Source organism: Arthrobacter sp. StoSoilB5 (assembly GCF_019977235.1).
GTDB lineage: Bacteria > Actinomycetota > Actinomycetes > Actinomycetales > Micrococcaceae > Arthrobacter.
In genome coordinates this window covers 1,549,890-1,569,729 of sequence record NZ_AP024646.1, presented here as the reverse complement: position 1 = coordinate 1,569,729, position 19,840 = coordinate 1,549,890, and the positions used below count along the sequence as shown (strand labels likewise).

General features: G+C 63.9%; 13 protein-coding genes. 4 read left to right on the top strand and 9 right to left on the bottom strand.

Features of this window, described 5'->3' with window-relative positions:
• The first annotated feature begins 341 nt into the window (after positions 1-341).
• From LDN75_RS07105 to LDN75_RS07090, 4 genes are read left to right on the top strand one after another with little or no spacing between them, the layout of a single operon-like run.
• Positions 342-1,460, top strand: coding sequence for an ABC transporter substrate-binding protein (locus LDN75_RS07105; RefSeq protein WP_223936442.1), 1,119 nt, complete (start codon positions 342-344; stop codon positions 1,458-1,460).
• Positions 1,461-1,462: 2 nt separating this feature from the next.
• Positions 1,463-2,428, top strand: a complete 966-nt coding sequence (locus tag LDN75_RS07100; RefSeq protein ID WP_223936441.1) for an ABC transporter permease — start codon at positions 1,463-1,465, stop codon at positions 2,426-2,428.
• A complete protein-coding gene (locus LDN75_RS07095) occupies positions 2,404-3,147 on the top strand; it encodes an ABC transporter ATP-binding protein (protein ID WP_223936440.1) in 744 nt (247 codons plus the stop codon). The genes LDN75_RS07100 and LDN75_RS07095 overlap by 25 nt, the downstream gene beginning before the upstream one ends.
• Positions 3,148-3,199: 52 nt before the next feature.
• The gene (locus LDN75_RS07090; protein ID WP_223936439.1) at positions 3,200-4,567 is read left to right on the top strand and encodes an LLM class flavin-dependent oxidoreductase; all 1,368 of its coding nucleotides are present in this window, start codon (positions 3,200-3,202) and stop codon (positions 4,565-4,567) included.
• 30 nt (positions 4,568-4,597) lie between these two features.
• Here LDN75_RS07090 and LDN75_RS07085 read toward each other — a convergent pair whose 3' ends face one another.
• The 9 genes from LDN75_RS07085 to LDN75_RS07045 all read right to left on the bottom strand — a co-directional run bounded on the left by LDN75_RS07085 (position 4,598) and on the right by LDN75_RS07045 (position 19,828).
• Positions 4,598-5,806: an AAA family ATPase gene (locus LDN75_RS07085; protein WP_223936438.1), complete on the bottom strand. Its 1,209-nt coding sequence runs from the start codon at positions 5,804-5,806 to the stop codon at positions 4,598-4,600.
• Between the two features lie 16 nt (positions 5,807-5,822).
• The gene (locus LDN75_RS07080) at positions 5,823-6,647 is read right to left on the bottom strand and encodes an inositol monophosphatase family protein (protein ID WP_223936437.1); all 825 of its coding nucleotides are present in this window, start codon (positions 6,645-6,647) and stop codon (positions 5,823-5,825) included.
• Complete coding sequence (gene ligA / locus LDN75_RS07075) at positions 6,644-8,929, bottom strand: NAD-dependent DNA ligase LigA (RefSeq protein WP_223936436.1); 2,286 nt, start codon at positions 8,927-8,929, stop codon at positions 6,644-6,646. Before ligA ends, LDN75_RS07080 begins: the two co-directional genes overlap by 4 nt.
• Before the next feature lie 68 nt (positions 8,930-8,997).
• On the bottom strand, positions 8,998-13,458 hold the full coding sequence (locus tag LDN75_RS07070) for an FtsK/SpoIIIE domain-containing protein (RefSeq protein WP_223936435.1): 4,461 nt from the start codon (positions 13,456-13,458) through the stop codon (positions 8,998-9,000).
• Positions 13,455-14,159: a hypothetical protein gene (locus LDN75_RS07065; protein ID WP_223936434.1), complete on the bottom strand. Its 705-nt coding sequence runs from the start codon at positions 14,157-14,159 to the stop codon at positions 13,455-13,457. The genes LDN75_RS07070 and LDN75_RS07065 overlap by 4 nt, the downstream gene beginning before the upstream one ends.
• A 45-nt stretch (positions 14,160-14,204) precedes the next feature.
• A complete protein-coding gene (locus LDN75_RS07060; RefSeq protein ID WP_223936433.1) occupies positions 14,205-15,863 on the bottom strand; it encodes a serine/threonine-protein kinase in 1,659 nt (552 codons plus the stop codon).
• On the bottom strand, positions 15,860-17,500 hold the full coding sequence (locus tag LDN75_RS07055; RefSeq protein WP_223936432.1) for an FHA domain-containing protein: 1,641 nt from the start codon (positions 17,498-17,500) through the stop codon (positions 15,860-15,862). Before LDN75_RS07055 ends, LDN75_RS07060 begins: the two co-directional genes overlap by 4 nt.
• Entirely contained in the window at positions 17,487-18,389 is a 903-nt protein-coding gene (locus LDN75_RS07050; protein ID WP_223936431.1) for a protein phosphatase 2C domain-containing protein, read from the bottom strand. The genes LDN75_RS07055 and LDN75_RS07050 overlap by 14 nt, the downstream gene beginning before the upstream one ends.
• Complete coding sequence (locus LDN75_RS07045) at positions 18,386-19,828, bottom strand: RDD family protein (RefSeq protein WP_223936430.1); 1,443 nt, start codon at positions 19,826-19,828, stop codon at positions 18,386-18,388. The genes LDN75_RS07050 and LDN75_RS07045 overlap by 4 nt, the downstream gene beginning before the upstream one ends.
• Positions 19,829-19,840 lie beyond the last annotated feature (12 nt).

Here is a 19,840-nt window from a genome sequence, read left to right as displayed (position 1 = left end):
TGCCTTCTGTGGCGCTGGATTGAGTCCTGTGGCGTGCCGTGAAGCCCGGTTTCCCGCTGTTGCGGGCACGTGTCGAAGCGCTGGCGAAGGGTGCTGCGACCGTGCTTGAGTTGCCACACGGCAACCGCACATTGCCCTTCACTGCGCTAAACAAGCTCGGAAAGACAAACCACTCGGACATACAGAACAGGAGGAACGATGCCCCAGGCCCACTTCAACGCGACGCAGGCTCGCACCTGCTGTCCGTCCTGCCTTCAGAAATAAGCGATTCGCACCACCGCCGCCCGTTTAAGCCATTGGCTCCGGGCTGCGGCGACCCACCCGCACCTGAAAGGCTTTACATGTCCGCGTCCCCCCGCGTTCGAACACGGATCAACACCCATCATCGACACACAGCACCCAACCGCCGCCAAGTCCTCGGCGCCTTCATCGCCCTCCCCGCCCTCGGCCTGTTGACTGCCTGCGGCGGTCCGGCAACGGCTGGTGGCGAATCCACGCAGGCCGCGCAGGTCACGGCACCGCTGGCCACCGCTGTCCCGGAAGGAACCACGCTGGTAGTGGGCGACCCCACGGTACAGGTTGCCTTGGAACTCTCCGGCCTGGACAAGAAGCTCAGCTTCCCGGTGAAGTTTGCCAACATTTCCGGCGGGCCGGCCACTACCGAAGCGTTCCGGGCCAACGCCCTGGATGTTGGCTCGGTGGCCGACATACCTCCTATCCATGCCACGTGGACAGGCCTGGATGTCCGGATCATTGCGAGCGTCTACCGCAAAGACGCCGTGAACCACCCACTCTATGAATTGGGTGTGGCCCCCGGCGCCGGGATTACGGAACTCCAAGGCCTCCGTGGCAAGAAGATCGCCTACAGCCCCGGGCAGGCCCAAGGCGCTTTGGTCCTGCGCATCCTGGAAAAGGCGGGCTTGGAACAAAAAGACGTCAAGCTCGTGGAACTGCCCAGCACCGGGGACACGTATTCCACGGCCCTGTCCAGCAAGCAGGTTGATGCTGCCCCACTGGGAGGCGTTCAAATCAAGCGATACCTGGCCAAATACGGTGCCGACGGCGGAACCACCCTCCGGCACGGCCTCCGCGACGACCCCGGTCACCTGTATGCGCCGGCCAAGGTCTTGGAAGATCCGGCCAAGGCTGCCGCACTTGCGGAGTATGTGGGCCTGTGGGGACAGGCACAGCGGTGGATCCAAGACCACCCCAAAGAATGGCTTGAGGGCTACTACGTCAAGAATCAGGGGCTCTCCCGCGAGGACGGCCAGTACCTGATCGATGCCGCGGGCGAGCGCGATCTCCCTACCTCGTGGACGGAGGCCATTGCCCGCCACCAGCAAACCATCGACCTGCTGGCACGCGAGCAGAAGAAGCCCAAACTGGACGCTGCAAAGCTGTATGACCTGCGGTTCGAGGCTATCGCCGGCACGGCCTACGCCGCGGCAGGGGGTGCCTAGCCATGACAACCACTGCTGCCCAGCGCGCGTCTGCCGCTACCGCCCGCGCCCGCACGGCTCCCCCACCAACGCGCGACGCCGGCACCCACCCGGGTGCCGCCGTCGAACCTCATCTGGGTGTCGAACCTCATCTGGGCGTCGAACCTCATCTTGACCCCGCCCTCAGCGGCCGGCCGGATGTGCGGCCCACGAGCCGCCGCCTGGGTCCTGGACCAAGACGCCGCCTGGCCGGTTTGGTGGGTCCCGTCGCGCTGATCGTGTTGTGGGCTGCGGCGTCGGCCACCGGCCTGCTGGATCCGCGGATCTTGTCCGAGCCGTGGACCGTGGTGTCCACGGCGGGCGAGCTGATCGCGGACGGCCGACTCCAGGAAAATCTTGCAATCTCTGCCCAGCGTGCAGGTTTGGGGCTGTTGTTCGGGATTGTGGTGGGAGCCCTGCTGGCACTACTGGCTGGACTGAGCCGCGTGGGAGAGGCGTTGATCGATGGTCCTGTGCAAATCAAGCGCGCCATCCCCGGCCTGGCCTTGATCCCCCTGCTGATCCTGTGGTTCGGCATCGACGAAACCATGAAGGTCCTGACTATCACGTTGGGGGTGTTCGTGCCCATTTACCTGCAAACGCACGCCGGACTGCGCGGTATCGACCTGCGATACGTCGAGTTGGCACAGACCGTGGGGCTAACCCGGTCCGGGTTCATCCGCCGCGTGGTGCTCCCTGGAGCGCTGCCCGGATTCTTCCTGGGCCTTCGCTTCGCCGTCACTGGCGCATGGGTGTCCTTGGTGGTGGTGGAGCAGATCAATTCCACCAGCGGCATCGGCTACATGATGGAGCTCGCCCGCACGTACGGCCAAACCAACATCATCGTCCTGGGCCTTGCCGTCTACGGCGTCCTGGGCCTGCTTTCCGACGCAGCCGTCCGGCTCCTGGAACGAAAGGCATTGTCATGGCAACGCACGCTGGCGGGCTGAGTGTCTCGCAGGGAGCCCAACCGCGCACGGGACCTTCCCACGAGGTCTCCGTACGTAACCTCATCCGAAGCTTCGGCCCCAAGGGCGTGCTCAACGGCGTGGACCTGGACATTGCTCCTGGCGAGTTCGTCGCCCTGCTCGGCCCCAGCGGCTGCGGTAAGAGTACATTGCTCCGCGCTCTTGCCGGACTGGACCGCGACGTCCGCGGCAGTGGGATCGTCAAGGTCCCCGACCAGGTGTCAGTGGTGTTCCAGGACTCGAGGCTCCTCCCCTGGGACACCGTCCTGGGCAACGTCACTTTGGGCCTCGGGGATCACGACGCCGATTTCCGCGGACGCCGTGCACTCGCCGAGGTGGGACTCGCTGGCCGCGAAAAGGCCTGGCCGCACGAGCTGTCGGGAGGTGAGCAGCAGCGCGTCGCCTTGGCGAGGTCGCTGGTGCGGGAGCCCCGGCTGCTTCTTGCCGATGAACCGTTCGGCGCCCTCGACGCCCTGACCCGCCTGAAGATGCACGCGCTGTTGAAGGAACTCGTGGCCGCGCATCGCCCCGCCGTCCTGCTCGTCACCCACGACGTCGACGAGGCCATCACCTTGGCCGATCGCGTGATCGTCCTCCAAGACGGCCGCGTCGCTCTGGAGCGCGAGGCCGGAACCGGCGTCGAGCGTTCATCGCTGAGGGGCGAGCTGCTCTCTGCCCTCGGCGTCCACGTTGCTGCCTGAAACCCCATCCTCACCGAGTCCCATCCCCTCACCAGAAATCAAGGAGAAACCCATGTCCACCCCACAACGCCAACTCCACCTCAACGCCTTCCTGATGAGCACCGGCCATCACGAGGCCTCCTGGCGCCTGCCGGAAAGTGATCCTTTCGCATCCACCAAGGTGGAGCACTACCAGCACCTGGCCCGCACGGCGGAACGCGGAAAGCTGGATTCCATCTTCTTCGCGGACTCCCCTGTCCTCTTCGGCGAGGTGGGCCGTCGCCCTGCCGGCAAGTTGGAACCCACGGTGCTGCTGACCGCCATCGCCGCGGCAACGCAAAAGATCGGCCTGATCGCCACGGCCTCCACCACCTACAACGACCCCTTCAATCTGGCACGGCGCTTCGCGTCAGTGGACTGGGTCAGCGGGGGTCGCGCCGGTTGGAACGTCGTCACGACGGCGGGGCCGGACGCGGCGCGAAACTTCGGCGTCGATGACCAGCCGGCACATGCGGTCCGTTACGAGCGGGCGGCCGAGTTCATCGAGGTAGCCCAGAAGCTGTGGGACAGCTGGGAGGACGAAGCAGTACTTGCTGACAAGGCCGAAGGAGTGTGGGGGGATGCCCACAAGATCCGGGCCATTGAGCACGAAGGCAAGCATTTCCGCGTCCGTGGTCCCCTGAACGTCCCGCGTTCCCCGCAGGGCCACCCGCTGATCGTGCAGGCGGGGTCCTCAGAGGACGGCAAGAAGCTCGCCGCCCAGTACGCCGAGGCCGTGTTCACAGCCCACCAGACAGTGGAGGATGCGCAGGCTTTCTACGCTGACCTGAAGGCTCGCACCCTGGCGGCGGGACGGGATCCCGAGGGCATCAAGATCCTGCCCGGCATCGTCCCCGTGATTGGTTCCACGGAGGCAGAAGCACTGAAGCTGGAGCGTGAACTCGATGAGCTCATCAAGCCTGAATACGCCCGCGAACAACTGGCAAGGACCCTGCATGTGGCACCCGGGGATCTCCCGCTGGACCGGCAGTTGCCGGCTGATCTTCCGTCTGAGGATGACATCGAAGGCGCCAAGAGTCGCTATACGTTGATCGTGGAGCTTGCCCGCCGCGAGCAGCTCACGGTCCGGCAGCTGATCGGTCGCTTGGGTGGCGGGCGTGGCCACCGCACTTTCTCTGGCACGCCCGAGCAAGTGGCCGATGCCATCCAGGACTGGTTTCAGGCAGGGGCGGCTGACGGCTTCAACATCATGCCGCCCGTTCTCCCCTCCGGTTTGGAGACCTTCGTGGACCAGGTAGTGCCGATCCTTCACCAGCGTGGGCTGTTCCGCACCGAATACATGGCGTCTACGCTGCGCGGGCACTACGGGCTTGCACGGCCTGAGAACCGCTTTGCAGGTTCTGCGGCACAGCAGCTTACCTCCATCGGCTCGGCGTTCTGATGGCCGAATACCGGATTTCGTGGTTCGTGGTCAGCGCTTGGGCCAACTCCACAACGGGCCTTCCAAGGAACCGAGTCCCTTGATCCTGGTCTCGCCCAAGTCCTTGTAGAGCTCGTGCTCGTGGGCCGCTCCACTTTCCCGGAGCGCCCCGAGCAGTGATTCGGAGTGTGTCACCACGATCATCTGGCTGTTGGCACTGGCTTGGACGATGAGTCCAGCCAGTGCCGGCATCAGATCGACGTGGAGGCTCGTCTCGGGTTCGTTGAGGACCATCAATTCCGGCGGCCGCGGAGTGAGCAATGCGGCGGTCAGCAGCAGGAACCGCAACGTTCCATCCGAGAGTTCGGCTGCCTTCATGGGCCGCAGCATGCCAGGCTGCCGCAACTCCACGCTGAAGCGGCCGTCGCTCACGGCGATCCCGAGGTGGCTCCCCGGAAAAGCGTGATCGACGGCGGCATCCAACTGACGCTCAAATCCCACTTCACGCATGGTCTGCAGGGCCGCAGCCAGGTCCTTCCCGCTGTGGTGCAGCACGGGAGTGCGGGTGCCGAGCTGGGCTTGCCGGGCGGGTGCTTCCGCATCTGTCCGGAAGTGATCGTAGAACCGCCAGGAACGCACTGAGTCCCGAACCCGGAGTACTTCAGGTGCCCGGTCCTGGTCCGAAACCTCCGTCAGCATGCTCTGGAAGGTGTCCAGCCGCCGCGAAAGCTCAGTCCAGTCCCCGTCAGCGCCCCGGAGCTTCGCAAGGCTTCCTTTGCGATCCACCAACAGGGAACCTGGCCTTGCTACTGGTCCGGAAAAGATCTGTTCGCGCTTGATCTCGGGATCCAGGCTAAAAGCAGAAGGACGGGCCCTGCCTGTTTCCTGGTCGAATCCGGCGCCACTGGACACGGGCATTCCCAAGTCCACGAGGTAACCGAAGTCGTCCCCGGAATACCCCAGTTTCAGGTTGACGGAGTCCCGGCGGACCGTACCTTGGACAGGAACTTCGCCTCGCCGCATCGCCTCGCTGATCGACTCCGGGCCAGCCCAGAGTGTGGACGCCAACCCGCCATCCCTGGCCAACGAGCCCACCACATTTCCGGAGTCACCCCCTGCACATTCGGCCAGCAGGCGCAGCGCACGGTAGAGGGAGGACTTGCCGCTGCCGTTGGCCCCTGTGACCACGTCCAAGCCATGCAGCTCAATCGCGAGATCGCGGATGGACCGGTAGTTGGCGATGGCAAGGGTCTTGATCACGGGCACAGGGTGTTGATCAGAGCGGAAATTTGCCGGACAGCTCCAAGGCCCCGGCGCACGTCCATGCAGCCAAGCGGTCCTCGGTGGTGGGGCCGCCGTCGAGCGGGCTCTGAAGCCGTGGCCTGCGCACCCAACAGCCCGCTTCTTCAGCGATCAGGGCGCCAGCGGAGAAATCGTGCTCGTTCAATCCGCGTTCCCCAAAAGCGTCGTAAGTGCCATCTGCCACCAGGCACAGGTCCAAGGCCGCCGAACCCAGCCTCCGAACGTCCGCGAAGCCGTCCATCAGCTCGGCGAGGCCTGCCGCTTGATTGGCGCGCGTATCTGGATCGTAGCTGAATCCCGTGGCCAGAATGAGTCCGGTGCGCCCGGGAACGGGGCCAGCCAGCCGGGTAGCCTCCCCCGCAACTTCCAGCCAGGCGCCTTGGCCTCGGGCCGCCGAATAGACGCGGCCCAGGGCCGGCGCGTGAACTACGCCGGCCAGCCAAACGCCGTCGGCATCGGCCACAGCCACCGACGTGGCGTAGTAGACGATGTTGCGAATGAAATTGGTGGTGCCATCAAGGGGATCAATGGACCAGCGGTAACCCGAGGCCTGCTCGGGCCGGGTGGTGCCGTGCTCCTCCCCGGTGATGGTGTCGTTGGGCCGAGCCGCCAAGATGGCCTCGCGGACTGCATTCTCGGCTGCGACGTCGAACTCGGTAACCCAGTCTCCGGCATCGCCCTTGTTGGATATGCCCAGCCCAGCGCCGCCCGTGCCCACGGCAGTTCTCTGCGAAAGGACCGCAGCTCCGGCGGCAGCAGCACGTTTCGCTACGGCCAGTAGCTCAATGGCGTCGGTCATTGCGTTTTTACTGTCTCGGCGTCAGCGGCTTCGGCGTCGGCGTCAGCGTCGGACCCTGCCGGACCGTTGGCCAACAGCTCACGGAAGCCGTCCTCATCCAATATGGGAACACCGAGCTGCTCGGCTTTGTCCAGCTTGGTTCCCGCACTTTCACCGGCAACCAGGTAGCTGGTGTTCTTGGACACGGACCCTGAAGCCTTGCCGCCACGGATGATGATGGCTTCTTTGGCCTCGTCCCGGCTGAAGTTGGGCAGCGTGCCCGTCACCACGATCGTCAGGCCTTCAAGGGTTCGCGGCATGCTGGTATCGCGCTCGTCCTCCATCCGCACACCGGCGGCGGCCCAGCTGTCCACGATCTCGTTATGCCAATCCACGGCGAACCATTCCTTCAGGGCCGCTGCGATGGTGGGTCCGACTCCATCAACGTGCGCAAGCTGCTCTTCAGTGGCGTTCCGGATGGCGTCCATGCTGCCAAAAGCCGTTGCCAGGGCCCGGGAGGCCGTGGGTCCCACATGCCGGATGGACAATGCCACAAGGACACGCCACAGGGGTTGCTTCTTCGCTTTCTCCAGCTCAGCAAAGAGTTTTTCCGTGGTTGCTGTTGGCTTGGAGGGCGACTTGGCCGTCCCCCTTGAGTAGAAGTACGGAACAAGCTCATACTGGCCCGTGCCTACCCCCTTGGACCTCTTCTCCCTGCGGATCATGACGTTCGCCAGATCCTCGTGGGTCAGATTGAACAACCCCGCCTCACTGGTCAACGGAGGGGTCTCCGGCTCTGCCGGCTGGGTCAGGGCGATCGCAGCTTCCCAGCCCAAAGCCTCGATGTCGAACGCACCGCGTCCGGCAAGGTGGAAAACGCGCTCACGCAGCTGGGACGGGCAGGACTTGGCGTTGGGGCAACGGATGTCCACATCGCTTTCTTTTGCCGGTGCCAATGGCGTACCGCAGGACGGGCACTCGGTGGGCATGACAAATTCCCGCACTGGTGGATCCTGTTGGTTGCGCAGGGCCAGCACGGGCCCAACGATCTCCGGAATCACGTCACCGGCCTTGCGGAGAATCACGATGTCGCCGATCATGACGCCCTTGGCCTTGACCACATCCTGGTTGTGCAGGGTGGCCATCCCCACGGTGGAACCCGCGACCTTCACCGGCTCCATCAAACCGAACGGCGTGACTCGCCCCGTGCGGCCCACGTTGACAAGGATGTCCAACAGTTTGGTGTGGACTTCCTCCGGCGGGTACTTGTAGGCGGCGGCCCACCTGGGGACGCGGGAGGTGTAGCCGAGCGCACGTTGGGTGGCGAAGTCGTCGATCTTGACCACGATGCCATCAATTTCGTGCAGGAGATCGTGCCGGTGTTCGCCGTAATGGGCGATAAATTCCAGGACGCCCTCAAAGGAATCCAGTACTTTCAAGTACGGGCTGACAGGCAGTCCCCAATCGGCCAGCAGCTTGTAGGTTTCGGATTGGCTCTTGGCATTCAGTCCCTCCCGGGCGCCGATGCCGTGAACGAACATACTCAGTGGGCGCTTTGCAGTTTCTGCCGGGTCCTTCTGGCGGAGCGAGCCCGCAGCCGCGTTGCGTGGATTGGCGAGGGGCGCTTTGCCCGCGGCAACCAGGGCTTCGTTGAACTCAATGAAGGCCTTGGAGGGAATAAAGACTTCCCCACGGATTTCAACTTCCGAGGGATAACCGGAGCCGCTGAGTTCCCGCGGGATTTCCTTGATGGTGAGGACGTTGTGCGTGATGTCTTCCCCGGTGGTGCCGTCGCCGCGGGTGGCGGCGCGAACCAGCTTGCCGTCCCTGTACAGCAGATTGACGGCGAGTCCATCGATTTTCAGTTCAGTCAGCCAGGCGATGGGCGGCGCGCTGTCCCCCAGCCGGGCCACTGAAGCTTCAGCCTTGCGTACCCAAGCCTCGAGTTCCTCGAGGGAAAAGACGTCGTCCAGGCTGTACATCCGCTGTAGATGCGCGACGGCGGTGAAGGCGGCAGAGACTTCGCCCCCGACTTCCTGCGTGGGCGAGTCATTGGAGACGAGTTCCGGATGCAGCGCTTCGATTTCTTCCAGGCGACGGTAGAGTTCATCGAACTCGGCGTCGGAAACCGTGGGCGCGTCCTCTTGGTAATAGGCATACCGGTACTTGCGCACGAGGTCGGCAAGTTGCTCATACTCATCCCGCAGGCTCTCCGAAGGAGGTGTTCCCTCTTCTGCGCCCAAGGCCGCAGCGGCATCCTGGGTTGTGGTGCGGACCGGATCTGGATTCTCTGGTGTGCTCACAGGTCTATCTTGCCGCAACCCGCGGACATTATTGACCCGTCAGGATGAGAGCCCATGCCAGCCGATTCCTAGCTGCGGTTCTCCGGCGGCATGGCGATCTGCAGCTTGCGTACCTTTCCACGTCCCACGATGTATCCGCGCCCGGGGATGAAGTCCTTGCTGATGCGGCCCAGGGACGTGTTGAGGAGGGTGTCCCCTTCCACATCTCCAGGGTTGAGCAACAGTCCACGCCTGCCCGATTTGAAGGGCTGGGCCAAGGACCATGCCTGGGACCACGTGGACGTTTCGGATTCGCCGACAACCCATTGATCGGCTTTGATGGCAGCCGTTACCAACCGTCCCACGCCCGATTCTGCCAGCGTGTCCGTGAACTCGGTCAGGCCCTCGATGAAGATAGCCATACTGCCCGGGTTGTCCGTGGCTTTGTCGATGAGGTCATCCACCACATCCGAGACCTCGTCGGGTCCCACCAGGGACCTGCTCCAGATGTTCATTGAGGCAACCGCAGACCGGCGTGATCCGATGTAGATAAGATCCGTCCGCGGGTTGGACCGCCGCAGGGCGTATGCCAACGTGACCAGGGCGACTGTGCGTCCGGCACCCGGCGGCCCAGCGAGCAGGAGCGAACCCTTGGCGGCAATGGTCGCCGACCCCAGTGTCTCGTCGTCCACACCAATAACAGGGCTGTCCGGGGCACCGGTGGGCAGGATATCCAAGTCCACGAGTTCCGGCAGCCGCTGGATCTGTGGCGCCTGCTCCAGACCTTGGCGCACCATGGCCTGGCTGAGCTTGGACACTTCGCGGGCCTGCAGCGCCAGGTTGGAGTTGCCGCCCAGCACGGCCAGTTGGACCTCCAGGCCGTCCAGCAAACCGCGGCCGGGAGGCGAGGCTGCGTTGAGGACGTCCTTTGGCACATCGAGGGTCATGTAATCGTCTTCGGAGCTCAGGCGCAGGACCAACCGCTTTTGGATCGAGGCAAGGAGCGACGCCGGGACAGAGTTGGTGCGGTCGCCGCTCACCACCAAGTGGATACCCAGGGGACGTCCGTCCGTAGCCAACTGGAGGAAGATGTCCCACAGTGCGGACAGGTTGCTGTACTCATAGCCTTCACGGAAGGAGGACATGCCGTCCACCAGGACGAAAATACGCTTTTCGTCCGAACGGTTTGCGAGTTGCCGGTATTCAACAATGGTGGAGGCCCGGACCTCGGCAAAACGCGCGGCGCGGTCATCGGCGACGTCCTTCAGCCAGCGCAGAAGGCGGCCAACCCGCTCGACGTCGTCGCCGCTGATGACCTCGCCCACGTGCGGAAGGCCGTCGAGCATTTTCAGGCCGGAGGAACCGCAGTCGATGCCGTACACGTGGACAGGACCACCGCGGGGTGTGACGGCGGCGGCGATCGCGATTCCCCGCAGCGCAGCTGACTTACCCGAACCACCCGTTCCGTAGACGGCCATGTTGCCATCCTTGTCCGGTTCGTAGAACACGGTGGGCTGGTCTTGGTGTGCGGGGTCATCGGCCACGCCCAGGAGGAGTCGCTCGTCCGTGCGCGGGTTTGGCAACTTGGAAAAATCGTAGGTGGTTGCCAGTTCGTTCAGCCACGGCTTCCGTGGCGGTTCAACGGCCAGGACATCGGCAGCCCGGATGATGTTGGTGGTCATCCTGGCAATGTCGTTCGGTCCGGCAGGCTCTTCCTCCACGGCGGCGACGGGCGGTGGTTCCCAGGAGGGGCCGGAACCGAAGGACATCTCGACGATGTCTATCCGGGGACGTTGCGGCTTGTCGGTGGTCCAGCCACCTGCGTATCCGGTCTGGAATCCCTGAATGCGCCCGGGGCCAGTCTTCGCTGCCCCACGGCCTGGAATGGACGGATCGAAATAGGCGGCCGTGGGGACGCCAAGAATGTCCACTGCATCCACTTCATCCGCCATGCGCAACGCAACACGGAGGTTCGTGTTGGCGCGCAGGTTGTCCTTGATGACGCCTGCAGGACGCTGGGTGGCGAGGATCAGGTGCAAACCCAGGGAACGTCCGCGGGCGGCAACGTCCACCACGCCGTCCACGAACTCGGGGACCTCGGTGGCAAGCGCCGCGAATTCGTCCACGATGATGATGAGGTACGGGGGTGCTTCAGGGTCTGCTTCGCGCTGCAGGGCCAGCAGGTCCTTGGCCTTCTTCCGGTTCAGGAGGCGTTCGCGGTAGTGCAGTTCGGCCCGCAACGAGGTCAAGGCCCTGCGGACCAGGTGCGGAGACAAGTCGGTCACGAGCCCTACAGTGTGGGGCAAGTGCAGGCAGTCGGCAAAAGCGGCGCCACCCTTGTAGTCCACGAACAGGAAGCTGACCCGGTCCGGGCTGTAGGCGGCAGCCATTCCCATCACCCAGGACTGAAGGAACTCCGATTTGCCCGCGCCAGTGGTTCCACCCACCAGCGCGTGGGGACCCTCGTTCTTGAGGTCCAGGTAGAAAGGTTCAACGCCCTTGGAACCCACCAAGGCGCGGAGGCTTCCGTTGTCCTTGCGGTTGGGCACGGCCGTGGCATGGACTGAGTTGTTCTCCTGCCACCGTTCAGCCACGGCATGCGGGTTGTCCATCAGTTCCTTGCCGATCAACGTCGCGTAGGAAACGGCCCGCGGGAGGTCCGAATCGTCCTCAAGCGGGTTTCCGACGTCAACCAACGGCGACATCATGCGCGCCAGCTGTGTCGCGAGACCGGCGTCGAGGCTTTCGCAGCTCACCGGATAGGTGTGGCGGCCGAGCCGGACCTGGCCGGTGGTGGTGCCGTGGTCGCCGTCCACCGAGAGGAAATCCCGGCAGCCTGCAGGCAGGGACTGCACATTCGCTGCCACCCACATGACGTGCACGCCGAAGTCCGGGCCGCGTTCCACCAGCCGCGTCAGCCGTCCCCGGTCCACAGGTGCATCGTCCTCAACAACTACCAGGACGGCCGGAAGCACGGGACCAGGAATCTCTTCGTGCTCGTCCTTGAGCGCCGGGCGTGGCTGCGGACCGGGTTCCTTGGCCTGGGCCTCGCGCTGCTCCACAAGGTCCTCCAGGCGCGACAACAAGGAAGCTCCAGCAGCAGGGCCTGCGGCCAGATGGTCCCCGGAGAGCGGGCTGTGGCCGGAACCAACGTGTGGAAGCCACTGCAACCAATCCCAACGCTCACGGGAACGGGCGGAAGTCAGTGCAGCCAACACCATCTCCGCGGGCGAGTGGAGTCCCACCAACTGAAGCACCATGCCCCGGGCGACGTCGTCCACGACACTGCGGTCCCCGGCCACACCGAAGGAACCCGATGTGCGCAGCTGGGACACGATGGGCACGCCATCAATGACGCGGACCTGCTGCAGGCATTGCTGGATTTCCCTCATATACCGGGGTTCGGTTTCGTTGGCGCCGGGTTCTTCGAACTGTATCCGCGACGGCGCAGAGCCCAGTCCGAACCGGACACCAAGGAAATGCTGGTGCTCGGGCCGGTTGGTCCACAGGAGCGGGCCGAGTTTGTAGATGGCGTCCACGGTGTCGCTGACGGAGGGCGCTTCCTGAAGCCGCACGGCGCGTTCAATGTTCTGTTGCCTGTCGATGTCCTCGCGGAACGCAAGCATGGAAGCCTGGAACTGCTTATGGCCTTCCTTCGCCTGGCGCTTGCCCTGCATCTTGTGGTCCACATAGTGGCCAACGATGAACAGCGGCATCATGGCCATGAACAGCACCGAAAGCAGGTTCTGGGTGAATGCGAAAAGAACGCCACCCATCAGCAGCGGTGCGATCAACATGATGTACGGGAACGGTTGGTGTTCGGGGCGTTTGGGGCCAGCTGGCGGCACGCGCTTAGGAGACTCAAACCTCGGCAACACCCGCGGCGAGCGGTTGAAGTCGACCAGCGGCGATGATGGTCCGCCCCCATGGTTCCGCGAAAGGGACACGACTCCCACGGTGGTATCGCCCAGGGTCACCGTATCCGAAGATTCAAGCGTGGCGCGGGTGACCGGCAAACCCTCCATAAGCAGTCCGTTCGCCGAGTTCGTGTCCACGATCTCCACGGTCTCGCCAACGGTGATGCGCGCATGGCGCTTGGACGTCAGCGGGTCCGAGAGCCGGATGTCGGCGTCCCTGTCCCGGCCGATGTAACTGGTGCCGAAAGGCAGCGAAAATTCGCGTCCGACGTCGGGCCCTGACATAACGCGCAAGGTGGCCGCGGCTGGTCCTCGGTTTTGGCCGTTGGTACCGCCGTTGCCGTTGGAAGCGGGATGCTCGCTCACCTGCGCGAGCGAAACCTTGGAGCCGGGCCGCAGCCCGGACTCGAGCAGGTTATCCGAGGGCCTGAGGACATGGCCTGAAAGGCCTCCGCCCACGAACGCTTCGTCCACGCTGATGGACAGGTTCGACGGCGGTTCTGTCCCCTTTCGTGCGGGGTCGGCAGCCCAAAGTTCGGTGGCGATGTCCGCCACGGTGGCGCGACCATCCACCGTAACGGCGAGGTCCTTTGCTTCCGCGGGGTCTCGCCGCAAGGTCAAGCGGAACTTCATGCTTCGTCTGCTCCAGTCATGGTTTCCAGAAGGTATAGGTCCGCGGCTGTCACCAGGTGCGAGGTCACGGCGTGCTCCACCAGGCGGGCACGGCGGTTGGTGGCGAGTTTGCCGGCGCCACCCCGGAGACCTACGACGCCGACGCGGTCCAGTTTGTCGCAGACGTTATCCAGCTTTCGATTGAACCGTGTCAGGGCCCAGCCCAGCCTCTTGGCGGCCTCCGCGGACGACGGAATCGCGCTGAAGCCGGTACCGTCACGCCGAAGCATGGGCTCAGCGAGGGCCACGATCAGGGCCTTCTGCGAGTCGGTGAAAACCACCGGCCCTATGGTGGTGTCCCCCGCTTGATCCTCGTCCCGGGCTTCATGCCGGAAAGACGGCGTCTTCAAATGCACTGCGAACTCATAGGTGGTGGGCCCGGCTGTGAAGATCACGTTGGTGTGGCTGAAGACGAGCGGGATCCGGGCGCCGGGAGCCAGCCATGCCTGCATGCCGCCCGATCCATCGGCGACGGTTGCAGAGAGCATGCTGCCTACGTTGCTGAGCCACCACATGCCGTCATACCGTGCAATCTGCAGAAAGCGCCGGTGCAGGTACGGGTTGTCGTCGACTTCCAGGTCCCCTTCGCGACCGATGTCAAAGACGTCGTCGTCGGATGGTTCGTACCATTCGCCACAGAAATCTATTGCTAGATCCCCCATGATCTGTGCCTCCTCAGATGGCCGAAAAAAAGTTTCATGTGCCGGCTATTCCTCCAGGCAGGCGATGGAATCCGGCCCCTCGGGCGATGCCGCACCATCCTCACGAACGATGATGGCTTGTATACAGATGGGCGGATCTTCCAGGCCCGACATAAACGCATTCGGCGTGTTGGTCGATTGGTAGGGCCCGTCCCCCTTGGCCGATTTGATCCTCCACTTGAAGGCATCGCCGGCTTTCGGCTGCGGGTTCTTCCATGTGAAGACGATGATGTTCCGGTCTTTGCTACTGCGCTCCGCGTGGAGCCCCTCCACGTCGGGAACACCGCCGTCGTCCAACGGGTCGGCGGGCTGCTTGCTCGCAGCCTCGCTTGGGAGCACTTTGGGCTGTGCCTGGGCACCCAGGACCACCCCGACTACGATCGCGACCACCAGAACAGCAGCGCCTGACACCGCGAGCCACAAATTACGTTTGCCATGGTCCGGAGGTGGCACGGCCTCGACGCCGGGTGCTTCGATGCTGTGGGAACGAGTAACGGTGGCGCCGAGATCGTCCTGCCGGCCGGAAGGCTGCCAGCCGCGAAGGACTGTGGACTCGGCGGGATCGGGATCCGAAATGCTTGGCGCGGGTGCCTGGAACCGGGGAGGAGCCGTGTGCACTTGAGCCGGCTGCGGGCTGTTTACCGGGATGGTGGACGGGAAGGTCCGTGCCGGGAATGTGGGAGCCGAGCCGGTGGTGGCTGTTCCCGAAGCGTCCGGATCGATCGAGGCGATGCTGCGGACGCGGGTTTCCTCGAAATTGTCGTCCGGGTGCTGCTCGTCTCCATGACCCGGTTCTTCGAGCACCTCGAAGGGCGTCACGGACAAATTCAGTTCGGTCTGTATTCGTTGCAAGGCCAGGGCAAAAGCATGGGCCGACGAGTAGCGGGACTCCGGGGACTTCGCCATGGACGTAGACAGGACGAGTTCCAGGGACTCCGGAACGTCGGCACGGCCGAGCCTGGGCAGCGGTGAGTTGGTGATGCGCGAGATCAGTTCCCGCTGCGAGTTGTCCTGGCCAGGAAGAACAAAAGGTGAGCGACCCGCAAGCAACGTATACAGGGTGGCGCCGAGGGCCCAAATATCCACGGGTACGCCGTCAACGGCCCCGCCGCGGAATTGCTCCGGTGGTGACCAAGGGATGGACATTCCGGCATCGTCCTCGGTATCGGCCCCAATGGTGCCGGAAATGCCGAAGTCGGTGAGGGCGGGACGGTTGTAGTCGGTGACCAGGATGTTGGCAGGCTTGATGTCACGGTGCACGATGCCTGCCCGGTGGGCGGTCTCGACGGCGGATGCCACCTGGATGCCGACAGCCAGGACCTCATCCACGCTGAAGCGCTGGCGGCGGTAGCGGACATCGAGGCTGGGCCGGGAGCAGTACTCCATGGCCAGGTAGGAGTGGCCGCCCTCCGTGATTTCGGCCTCGAAAATCGTCACGATATACGGGTGCGAAGACAACTGCGCCATCAGGTTCGCTTCGGACTCGAAGCGCCGGCGTGCGCCTTCTGTCTTCAAGTCGGACAACAGCACCTTGACGGCTACTTTACGGCGCGGCCTGTCCTGTTCGTACAGGTACACGTCAGAGAATCCACCGGAGCCCAACAGACTGACGTACTGGAAGCCGGGAATGGGTGGAGGCGGCGCAGGGGGCCTCTTGGAACTCAAAGAATCTCCTCGAAACGCAATGAAATGTCGTCGCCCAGTTCAGCGATGTCGCCGTCCAGAAGGATTGCCATCTCGTTTTGAGCGAGCCGCCGGGGTGCTTGGCCTTCCCGGATGAGCACCGTTCCGTTGGTCGCTTTAAGGTCGCACAGCATGACGTGCCAACCCTCCAGCCGGACCTCGACGTGTGAGCGGGAAATGTCCCCTCCCGGGCTTTCCACCTGGATCAGTCGCGGCATGGTGCCGCCTTGGACGCGGGACACTGAGGGCTGCCTCCCAATGATGAGCGACTGGTCCAAGTCGATCAGTTCACCCGTGGATAACCGCATCCTGCCCAAGCGGGGACGCGGGACCTGGAGGGAATCACCGGATAGCGCGAACCCACACATGGCGCACTGGGAGTACGTCGGAGGGTTGGCATGACCTTGGGAGCACACCCGTGCTAAAACGCTGGGACCGTTGCCGGCCGGGGCATCCTCGACCCGGGCGTCCTGGTGTGCAGCTCCCGCTCCAGCACGCTGCGCATCTGCGGTGATGCTGCTCTTCATAACCGTCTGACCGTCGTGATCGGCATCGGCATCGGCAGAGCCGCTGGTTTGTGCAGGAGCAGCCGAGTCAGCCCGCCCGTCATGTGCCGGGATCTCGGCAGGGCTGCGCTGCCAGGGAACGGAGTCGATCAGTGGACCTGGTACCGCAGGTTTTTCGGATGCCGGAGTTGGCGGCACTGGCGTATGGGGCATTGGAGTCTGCGCCACTGGGGTATGGGCGGTCGGGGCATCGTCATCACCGGATTCTTCATCCACCCGCACAGCCGCGTCTTCGATGTTCCGCATCACGGTTTTGTCCCATAGGTGGTCATAATTGGTGGTGCTTTCCAGCGAATGGCCTGCTTCAAGGGAAGGGCCTGCTTCAAGGGAAGGGCCTGCTTCAAGGGAAGGGCCTGCTTCAAGGGAAGGGCCTGCTTCCAGGGAAGGAAGTATGGGATCCGTAGTGCCGGTGTGGACAGGAACGCCCGGGGAATCCTCCGCGATTTCGGGATGTCCCGGCGCGATGGTGAGCCCTAAATCTGCGTCGGCATAGCCAATCATGGTTTCATCGGAAACCAAGGCCGGCCCGGCAATCTTCGCAGGAGTGGGTTGGAGCACCACGTCCAGCGACGCAAGCAGAACCACGCCCTCCCCCAGCGGCAAGCTGCCATCCGGCGTCGAGGTATTACCAGGGCTTGCTGGGCTTGCTGGTACGGAGGCGGATGGGGATCCCGGGCCTATCCGCAGGTTGTACGCATGGGCGGCGGTGAGACGGCGCTCCGTCCAGGTGGTGACGTCACGTCCAGAGAGCAACTCTTCCCCGGCGGACATTTTCACAACGAGTTCAAGGTCGCCGCGAAGGAACACACGCAAAGCGTCCTTGGAGTCGATGATGCCAAAGGGCGGGATGCGGCTAAGGGAAACTCCGAAAGCCTCGGTCACTTCGTGGAGGACCTCATGGGCTTCGGGGGCCGACGCGAGAAGCTCCCACACGGAATCGATCAAGGCCGGCGATGTGTCGGGACCCAACAGCACCACCGTGCCTTGACGGACGACGCCGAACCAGTCACCGCGCTGATACCGGGCGTGGGATGGGTTGTTATTGCTTTCCATCTACGCCCTCCTCCTGATCCGTTCCCGTAACCCAGGCCCTGGGAAGGGTGTCCTCCTCAACGTCGGATTCGGTCTCTGGACGCGGCGCCGTTGTGGCGATGCCGGCGTCGTTAAGGACGTTCTTGGCGTCAACCACAATCACCGTGACGTTGTCCCGTCCGCCGCTGCGCAGGGCAGCCTGGATCAAGGCATCCACTGCGTCCTGCGGATGGGCCATGGTGCTAAGGATGCGGAACAGATGGTCATCCCCCAGTTCGCCGTTCAGCCCGTCCGAGCAGACCATGATCCGGTCCCCCTCCTGAATGGGGAGCAACCAGAAGTCTGCCTCGGTTTCGTCGCCGGTGCCCAAAGCGCGGGTGACCACATGCCTGCGGGGGTGAACGGCAGCTTGCTCGGCCGTGATGTCACCGGAGTCCACCAGCTCCTGGACTTCTGAATGGTCAACGCTGATCTGGGCGAACTGCCCCTGGCTCAGGCGATACGTCCGGGAATCCCCAATGTTCATGACCAGCCAGTACGGCAAACCCATTTGTTCCACCACAACAACGCCGGAGAGCGTGGTGCCCGCACGTGCCCCTGTGGCTTCGCGGATCCTGGCGTCCGCTTTCAACAAGCAATCCTGCAGGTCCGCTGCCGAAGCCGATCGGACCCCCGCAGCCAGGACCGGTGCACTGCCCAGGGTCCGGACACACATGCCACTGGCGATCTCGCCGGCTTCATGGCCACCCATGCCGTCGGCAACCGCGAAGACGGGATCTGAGGCTATGAAGGAATCCTCGTTGAGCTCGCGGCGCAGTCCGCGGTCCGTACCGTATCCGTAGCTGAGCTGAAAGGCGGATCCAGCGGTGTTGGAATCCGCATCGGCGGGGCTGGCCGGCTGTGAGTTCATGCTTGTCCTAGGTGGAAGGAACGGTCCCCGAAGTAAACGGTGGAACCGGGTCTGACGAAAACTGCTTCCCCCGGATGAAGCCGGGCTTGGAGGCCATCGGGCGTAGTGACAGCGCTGCCATTGGTGGAGTTGCGGTCTGTAACCCACACGCCATCGCCATCAACCCGCAGGTGCAAATGGGTTTTGGAGATGGACCTTCCGGGATCCGAAACGGCCACCAACTGCCCAGCAGCTTCCCCGGGCTGGGGTGCTGGATTGCGGCCAACAAGGACCGTTCCTCCAAGTTCCACGTCCTGGCCGTCGTCAACACGGATGCGGAGCACTGCCTGGGCCCGTGCAGTTCCAGGCCGCATCTGGGTCCGCTCGACGTCGTCGTCGGGGTGCGCGGAGGCCACAGGCGCCGGCTGCGGGTTGGAGACAGGCTGCGGGTTCGAGACAGGCTGCGGGTTGGAGACCGGCCGCGGGTTTGAGACAGGCTGCGGTGTGGACACGAACTGGGCAGCTGACATTGAGGGGACCGGCGAGGCCACTGGCTGAACCGGCGGTAGCTCCACCGGGGCAAAGCTGTAGGGCCCCTGGATTCCTCCAGTAGCAACCGGGTTCCGGCCCGCGTGGACATCGAATACCAGGGACTTGGCCGCCATGTCATGCCAGCCACGTAGCTTGCCGTTCCTATCCCAGGCGTTGGAAACAACCACCAGGCAAGCCCAAACCACCCCGAGGACCATGAGCGGGAGCGCGATCCACAGGACCAGTCCCAGGAAGCCAAGGCCCAACAGTACAGCGCCGAGGATTGCCCCCAGTAAAAGAAGCCCGCCGGTGAGGATGCCTCGGACAAAAACTACGCCCCCGCCCGGCGCGTAGCCGTCGGCATCGGAACTCCGGATCCCCATCAGGTGATTACCGATGGTGTTTCCGGACCGGGCTTCGAGTCCCAGCAGTACAAACATGTAGAGCACTGTGACACCCAGGCCGATGCTCCCCAAGAGAACCAACAGTCCTGTGTCGTAGACGATAAAACCGTTCCGCCGCGTTTGGGTGATGCCGGCAATGCCAAGTGCGAAGGTGGTTGCAAGGACGGCAACAGGTCCCAACCAGTCCAGCACTGCAGCGCCCAGGCGTTTCCCCGCAGATGCCGGTACAAGTTCGAGCTGTGCAGTCATTGTGGTCCCTCCCCCTGGCCCCGGATGTGCTTTGGCAGCATCTGCATATCCCTGCTGCTGCATTGGTGGTGTCGTCGCCGGCACTACCGAGATACTACCGGGATCGGGCAGGCCTTGCCGGGTTGCGAAGTCCAAGGCCGCGGCCTGGGCACGGTTGACGTTGCGCTCCTTCCGGGCGCCACGATTGGCCAGCGGCGATCCGCAATGAGTGCAAAAGGCCGCGCCGGGGCGCACCGGGTGCTTGCAGGCCGGGCACAGCTCAGGTTCACTGCTCATCAATCCTGCCCT